General features: G+C 64.6%; 5 protein-coding genes. All 5 read right to left on the bottom strand.

Annotated features, from left to right (window positions below; translation table 11 throughout):
- Positions 1-104 precede the first annotated feature (104 nt).
- Positions 105-389 carry a cell division protein FtsB gene (gene ftsB, locus K8I04_10655; GenBank protein ID MBZ0072169.1) on the bottom strand — a complete coding sequence of 95 codons (285 nt, stop codon included), beginning with the start codon at positions 387-389 and terminating at the stop codon, positions 105-107.
- Between the two features lie 21 nt (positions 390-410).
- Positions 411-1,709 (bottom strand): phosphopyruvate hydratase, encoded by a 1,299-nt coding sequence (gene eno / locus K8I04_10650; GenBank protein MBZ0072168.1) that lies wholly within the window; start codon positions 1,707-1,709, stop codon positions 411-413.
- Positions 1,710-1,965: 256 nt separating this feature from the next.
- Positions 1,966-2,811: a 3-deoxy-8-phosphooctulonate synthase gene (kdsA, locus tag K8I04_10645; GenBank protein MBZ0072167.1), complete on the bottom strand. Its 846-nt coding sequence runs from the start codon at positions 2,809-2,811 to the stop codon at positions 1,966-1,968.
- Positions 2,812-3,267: 456 nt separating this feature from the next.
- Positions 3,268-4,917: a CTP synthase gene (locus tag K8I04_10640; GenBank protein ID MBZ0072166.1), complete on the bottom strand. Its 1,650-nt coding sequence runs from the start codon at positions 4,915-4,917 to the stop codon at positions 3,268-3,270.
- Between the two features lie 98 nt (positions 4,918-5,015).
- A complete protein-coding gene (tilS, locus tag K8I04_10635) occupies positions 5,016-6,524 on the bottom strand; it encodes a tRNA lysidine(34) synthetase TilS (protein ID MBZ0072165.1) in 1,509 nt (502 codons plus the stop codon).
- Positions 6,525-6,788 lie beyond the last annotated feature (264 nt).

Genomic DNA, 6,788 nt, shown 5'->3' with positions numbered 1-6,788 from the left:
GTATTGACACCCTATCCAGAGGCTCCACATTCCTTCCCAAATCCCAGATCCCAGATCCCGAATCCTGGTTGCCGAATCCCGAATCCCGAATCCCGAACCCCCCCTCACTCACTCTCCGGCTCGACAATCTGATAGAAGACCTCGTCGTCCTTGATCATGCCGAGTTCGGCACGGGCGCGCTCCTCGACCGCACCCAGACCTTGTTTGAGATCCTGCACCTCGGCCTCGAGGGCGGCATTGCGCTCGTCCAGGCGGGTGTTTTCGTCCTTCTGTATCTCGACCGCCTGATGCAGACGCCGGACCTCGGCGAAGCTGCCATCACCGACCCACAGCCGGTATTGCAGCCCGGCCAGCACGACGATCAGGATGGCGATCAACCCGCGCCGCATCGATCACGCGCCGGTCATGCGTCAGCCCTTGAGCCGATCGAAGGCATCACGGCCGATATAGTTTGCCTGCTCACGCAGCTGGTCCTCGATACGCATCAGGCGGTTGTACTTGGCGACGCGGTCGGAACGCGACAGCGAACCGGTCTTGATCTGGGTGGCGGTGGTGCCCACGGCGATGTCGGCGATCAGCACGTCCTCGGTCTCGCCGGAGCGGTGCGAGACGACGGAGCTGTAGCCCGCGCCGGTCGCCAGTTTGATCGCTTCCAACGTCTCGGTGAGCGTGCCGATCTGATTGACCTTGATGAGGATGGAATTGGCGATACCCTTGTCGATGCCTTCCTGGAGGATGGCGGGGTTGGTCACGAACAGATCATCGCCGACCAGTTGCACCTTATCACCGAGTTTCTCGGTGAGCAGCTTCCAGCCATCCCAGTCGTCCTCGGCCATACCGTCCTCGATGGTGATGATCGGATACTTGTCCACCCAGACACCGAGGTAGTCGGTGAATTCGGCCGGGCTGAACTCCCGCTTCTCAGAGGCCAGCACGTACTTGCCATCCTTATAGAACTCGGAGCTGGCGATATCGAGGCCAAGGAAGATGTCCTCACCGGCCGTGAAGCCGGCCTTGTCGATGGCCTCGAGGATCACCTCGATGGCCGCCTCGTTGGAGGGCAGATCGGGTGCGAAGCCACCCTCGTCGCCGACAGCGGTGTTCAGCTTGTTGCGGCTCAGCACCTTCCTGAGGGCGTGGAACACCTCGGCGCCATAGCGCACGGCCTCGCGGAAATTCGGCGCGCCCACCGGCAGGATCATGAACTCCTGCATGTCGACATTGTTGTCGGCGTGCGCACCGCCGTTGATGATGTTCATCATCGGTACCGGCAGCTGGAAGGTATCACCCAGCAGACTGATGGCACCCAGCCGGCGGTACAGCGGCAGCTGTTGCTCGCGGGCCGCCGCCTGCGCGGTCGCCAGCGATACGGCCAGGATGGCGTTGGCGCCGAGGCGCGACTTGGCCGGGGTGCCGTCCAGCTCGATCAGCTTGTGATCGATGTCGGCCTGGGCATCCGCGTCCATGCCGATCAGGGCGGCACGGATCTCGCCGTTGACGTTGTCCACCGCCTTGAGCACACCCTTGCCACCGTAGCGCCTGGCGTCACCGTCGCGCAATTCGATGGCCTCGCGGGTACCGGTGGATGCGCCGGACGGCACAGCCGCGCGGCCGACCGCACCCGATTCGAGGATCACATCCGCCTCGACCGTGGGATTGCCGCGCGAATCCAGGATCTCTCGCGCGCGGATATTGCTGATCTGGGACATCGTTGCTCCGTTTCTTCTTCAGTGCGTTGTATAGATTAAAAGGCTTCAACCACGAAGGACACGAAGGAAAATCTTGAACCAATGTAAGACTGTGAACTCTCTCTCCCCTCGCGGGAGAGGGTCAGGGTAAGGGGGTTGTCGGAAGCTGCATCACCCTCTCCCTGACTCTTCCCCGTCAAGGGGGAAGGAACTCTTCGTTCAACATTGAATGGATTTTCCTTAGTGTCCTTCGTGTCCTTCGTGGTTGACAACTCAGTCACCGCTCCCCAAGCAGCTCCGCCTCCGCGAAGCCGTGGCGCTTGACCACGGCGTCGAGTTCTTGCAGCGTCTCGAGCAGTTGTGCCATGCGCGACAGCGGCCAGGCGTTGGGGCCGTCGGACAGGGCCGTGGCCGGGTCGGGGTGCGTCTCCATGAACAGGCCCGCGACGCCCGCGGCGACGGCGGCGCGCGCCAGTACCGGGACGAATTCGCGCTGACCGCCGGAACTGGTGCCCTGCCCACCGGGCTGCTGTACCGAATGGGTGGCGTCGAACACCACCGGGCAGCCGGTGGCGCGCATGATCGCCAGACCGCGCATGTCGGAGATCAGGGTGTTGTAGCCGAAGGACACGCCGCGCTCACAGACCATGATCTGCTCATTGCCGACCGCACGCGCCTTGTCGACCACGTTCTGCATGTCCCAGGGCGCCAGGAACTGGCCTTTCTTGATGTTCACCGGCTTGCCCTGACGAGCGACGTTCTGGATGAAGTTGGTCTGGCGGCACAGGAAGGCCGGTGTCTGCAGCACGTCGACCACCGCGGCGACCTCGGCGAGCGGGGTGTCCTCATGTACATCAGTCAGCACCGGCACGCCGATCTGCTCCTTCACCTTCTGCAGGATACGCAGACCCGCGTCCAACCCCGGCCCGCGGAAGGACTGCGTCGAAGAACGGTTGGCCTTGTCGAAGGACGACTTGTAGATGAACGGGATACCGAGCCGACCGGTCATCTCCTTGAGTGCACCGGCGGTATCCAGCGCCAGCTGTTCGGACTCGATCACACACGGCCCCGCGATCAAAAAGATCGGCCGCTCCAGTCCCACTTCAAAACCGCAGAGCTTCATAGTACGTCCATTCAGTGTCGCGTCTTGCGCTGTGAACCGCCAAGACACGGAGAAAACCTATATTTGAACCGCCAAGGCGCCAAGACGCCAAGAGAACTTCATGTAAAAACCACCAAACCCGCCTTTTCATCAATTCACCTTGGCGTTCTTGGCGCCTTGGCAGTTCAATCAATCCCTCCTGGCGCCCTTGGCGTCTTGTTCGTTAAACCGCCAAGATACGGAGAAAACCTACTATTTGAACCGCCAAGGCGCCAAGACGCCAAGAGAACTTCATGTAAAAACCACCAAACCCGCCTTTTCATCAATTCACCTTGGCGTGTTTGGCGTCTTAGCGGTTCAATTAATCTTTCTTGGCGTCTTGGCGCCTTGGCGGTTCAATCAATCTTTCTTGGCGCCCTTGGCGTCTTGGCGGTTCAATCCATCCCCCTTGGCCCCTTGGCGGTTCAAAAATTCAAATCAGGCCTGCGCCTTCGCCGGTGCCGCTGCGCGTTCGCGCTGCGCGCGCGCCGCGTTGATGAAGCCGGTGAACAGCGGGTGGCCGTCGCGCGGTGTCGAGGTGAACTCCGGATGGAACTGGCAGGCGACGAACCAGGGGTGGTCGGCGATCTCGATCATCTCCACCAGATCGCCATCCAGCGAGACGCCCGCCAGGACCAGGCCCGCCTGCTCCAGGGCCTCGCGGTACCCGTTGTTGAATTCGTAGCGGTGGCGATGGCGCTCTTCGATGATCTCCCGGCCGTAGAGTTCGCGCGCACGCGTACCCTCCTTCAGCCGGCACTTCTGGCCGCCCAGGCGCATGCTGCCGCCGAGATCGGAATCCGCGCTGCGCCGCTCGATACGACCGTCCTCGGCCTGCCATTCGGTAATCAGTGCGATCACCGGGTGCGGTGTGTCCGGCTGGAATTCGGTGCTGTGCGCGCCGCTCAGGCCCGCGACATGGCGCGCATACTCGATCACCGCCACCTGCATGCCCAGGCAGATCCCCAGATAGGGGATGTTGTGCTCGCGCGCATGGCGTACGGCCGCGATCTTGCCTTCCACGCCGCGCTCGCCGAAACCGCCCGGTACCAGGACGGCGTCCACACCCTCCAGGTCCACGCCCTCCTGTTCGAAGCGCTCCGAATCCAGATAGCGGATGTTCACCTTGGTGCGGGTGTGGATGCCCGCATGGATCAGCGATTCGGACAGCGACTTGTAGGATTCGGTCAGGTTGACGTATTTCCCGACCAGGGCCACGGTGACCTCGGCCTGTGGATGGGTCAGGTCGTGGACCACCTTCTCCCATTCGGACAGGTCGGCCGGTGGGACGTCGAGTTTCATCTTCTCGACGACGATGTTGTCGAGGTGCTGCGCATGGTAGATCAGCGGGATCTTGTAGATGCTGTCGACGTCGACGGCCGAGATCACCGCACGCTCTTCGACGTTGGTGAACAACGCGATCTTGCGGCGCTCGTCGTTGGGCAGCGGCCGGTCGGCGCGGCACATCAGGATATCCGGCTGGATACCGATGGAGCGCAGCTCCTTCACGGAATGCTGGGTCGGCTTGGTCTTGATCTCGCCCGAGGTGGCAATGTAGGGCACCAGGGTCAGGTGCATGAACAGGGTCTTCTCGTGACCGAGTTCCACGCCCATCTGACGGATCGCCTCGAGGAACGGCAGTGATTCGATGTCACCCACCGTGCCGCCGATCTCGACCATGGCGATGTCGGCGCCCTCGGCGCCGGCGCGGATACAGCGTTTGATCTCGTCGGTGATGTGCGGGATCACCTGCACCGTGCCGCCGAGGTATTCGCCGCGACGCTCCTTGCGGATGACGTTCTCGTAGACCTGCCCGGTGGTGAAGTTGTTGCGCCTGCTCATCGTCGTGCGGACGAAGCGCTCGTAATGTCCCAGGTCCAGGTCGGTCTCGGCCCCGTCGGCGGTGACGAACACCTCGCCGTGCTGGAACGGGCTCATGGTGCCGGGATCCACGTTGATGTACGGATCCAGCTTGAGCATCGTGACCTTGAGACCGCGCGCCTCGAGCAGGGCGCCCAAGGAGGCGGAGGCGATGCCTTTGCCCAAGGAGGACACTACACCGCCGGTGATGAAGATGTATCGGGTCATCGGATTCCGGACTGCCAGGGACGTGGATCAGGACGACGAGCGCGGCGCAAACGCGGCTCGCAGGGCGTCGGAATTGCACCACAAGACGGGGTTGAACCTTACCAGAATGCCCCCGCGGGTACAATCGCGCGGTGCCACACGAACGTCACGCCGGGCTCGTCCGGCGCCGCCTGAAAACCCTCGCATACCCATAGACCGGCGACGGCGACGAGGTGGTCGTCACAGTAGATCAACGGCACCCGCGCGCGCTCCCACGGCGGCACGCCCGCCTCTTGAAGCAGATGCTTGAGGCGGTGATGTTCGCGGCGCCCGGCCGGCCGCAGGCGTTCCCCGCCGCCGCGGAAACGGACCTGCAGCCGCCCTCCCGCAAGGCCATCCAGGTGATGCCTCGCGACGCCTGCACCGACGGTGGGTAGCGGCATCAGCACACCGCCGGGCAGCGTCAGCGGCCCGCTGGCCGACCAGTCCAGAGCGCCCACCGCCGCCTCGTCCGCTGCGGTCGACGGCTCGCGGTCGAGGAACAGCCGGTCACGGTAGCGTCGCAGCCTGACCCCACCCCAGACCACGCAGGGCTGCGCATCGGCGGCCGCCTGCAGCACATCGTGATCGATGCGCGCCAGCACCGCCGCACTCGGCGTCGGCGCGTGCTGGCCATGCAGCCAGTGGCGCAGGAGATTGGCGCGCCGCGGCCCGCTCAGCGCCAGCAGCCGGCTCACCGGCAATGGGATAGCGGCGCCGGATACTGCGGCGCTCCCCTCCCCCAAGGCGTCATCCCGGTAGCGGGGCCCATTCCGGCCAATACCGCGATCCGTGTCCCCTGCGCCCTCCCCCGAGGCTGCGGCCGCACGGTTTTCGACAGCCACCGGACTGGCAGACGGCGACGGCGCGTCCGCCAGATCCAGCGCCGCCAGTTCGTCCAGCAACTGCGCCGCGTCGGCTTGATGCGCAGCGCCGCGTGCCAGGACCGCACCCAGCGCCGGCCAGCGCTCGCGCAGCAGCGGCAGCACGCGCTGGCGGAGGAAATTGCGATCGTAGTCGAGGCGCGCATTGCTCGGGTCCTCGACCCAGGCGAGGCCGTGCCGGTCCGCATAGGCGCGCAGGGCGGCCTGACTGACATCCAGCAGCGGTCGTAGCAGCCGCCCTGGACCGAGCGCCACAGCCGCCGGCATCGCCGCCAGCCCCTTGGGGCCGGCGCCGCGCAGCAGCTGCAGCAGCAGGGTCTCGGCCTGATCGTCCTGGTGATGGGCGGTGAGCAGCACATGCCCGGGCGGCAGCGCCTCCGCCAGCGCCCGGTAACGCGCCGCGCGGGCCGCCGCCTCCGGGCTCTCGCCGGCGCGGGCGTGCGCCTGCACCGACAGATCCCGGCAGGCAACGCCGAGGGCCGCACAGACGGCGCCGCAGTGCGCCGCCCAGGCTACGGCGTCGGACTGCAGATTATGGTTGACATGCATGGCGCCCAGCGGCGCCGGCAGGCGTTCGCGGCCCGCGGCCAGGGCATGCAGCAGGACATGTGAATCGCACCCGCCACTGTAGGCGACCCAATAGCCGCCTGCGTCCGGTGCGAGCGCGAGGACGGCGTCGAGGAGCTGTGCGGCGTCGAGGGACATGCTGGGATGGTAACAGGGGGATTTGGGATTCGGGATTCGGGATTCGGGATTCGGGATTCGGGATTCGGGATTCGGGATTCGGGATTCGGGATTCGGGAAGGAGTGTGGAGCCTCTGAATGGGGTGTCAATACCCTGAATCCTGAATCCCAGTTGCCAGATCCCAAACCCCGGTTGCTGAATCCCGACCCCCGAATCCCGAATCCCGAATCCCGAATCCCGAATCCCGAATCCCGAATCCCAAATCCCCCTGTTACCATCCCAGC

The organism is Gammaproteobacteria bacterium (assembly GCA_019911805.1).
GTDB lineage: Bacteria > Pseudomonadota > Gammaproteobacteria > Thiohalobacterales > Thiohalobacteraceae > JAHJQQ01.
This window is presented reverse-complemented; position numbering and strand designations above follow the sequence as displayed.

Excerpts from the sequence above, each read along its gene's own strand:
- ftsB (MBZ0072169.1), bottom strand. The coding sequence starts at position 389 with ATGCGGCGCGGGTTGATCGCCATCCTGATCGTCGTGCTGGCCGGGCTG.
- eno (MBZ0072168.1), bottom strand. The coding sequence starts at position 1,709 with ATGTCCCAGATCAGCAATATCCGCGCGCGAGAGATCCTGGATTCGCGC.
- kdsA (MBZ0072167.1), bottom strand. The coding sequence starts at position 2,811 with ATGAAGCTCTGCGGTTTTGAAGTGGGACTGGAGCGGCCGATCTTTTTG.
- K8I04_10640 (MBZ0072166.1), bottom strand. The coding sequence starts at position 4,917 with ATGACCCGATACATCTTCATCACCGGCGGTGTAGTGTCCTCCTTGGGC.
- tilS (MBZ0072165.1), bottom strand. The coding sequence starts at position 6,524 with ATGTCCCTCGACGCCGCACAGCTCCTCGACGCCGTCCTCGCGCTCGCA.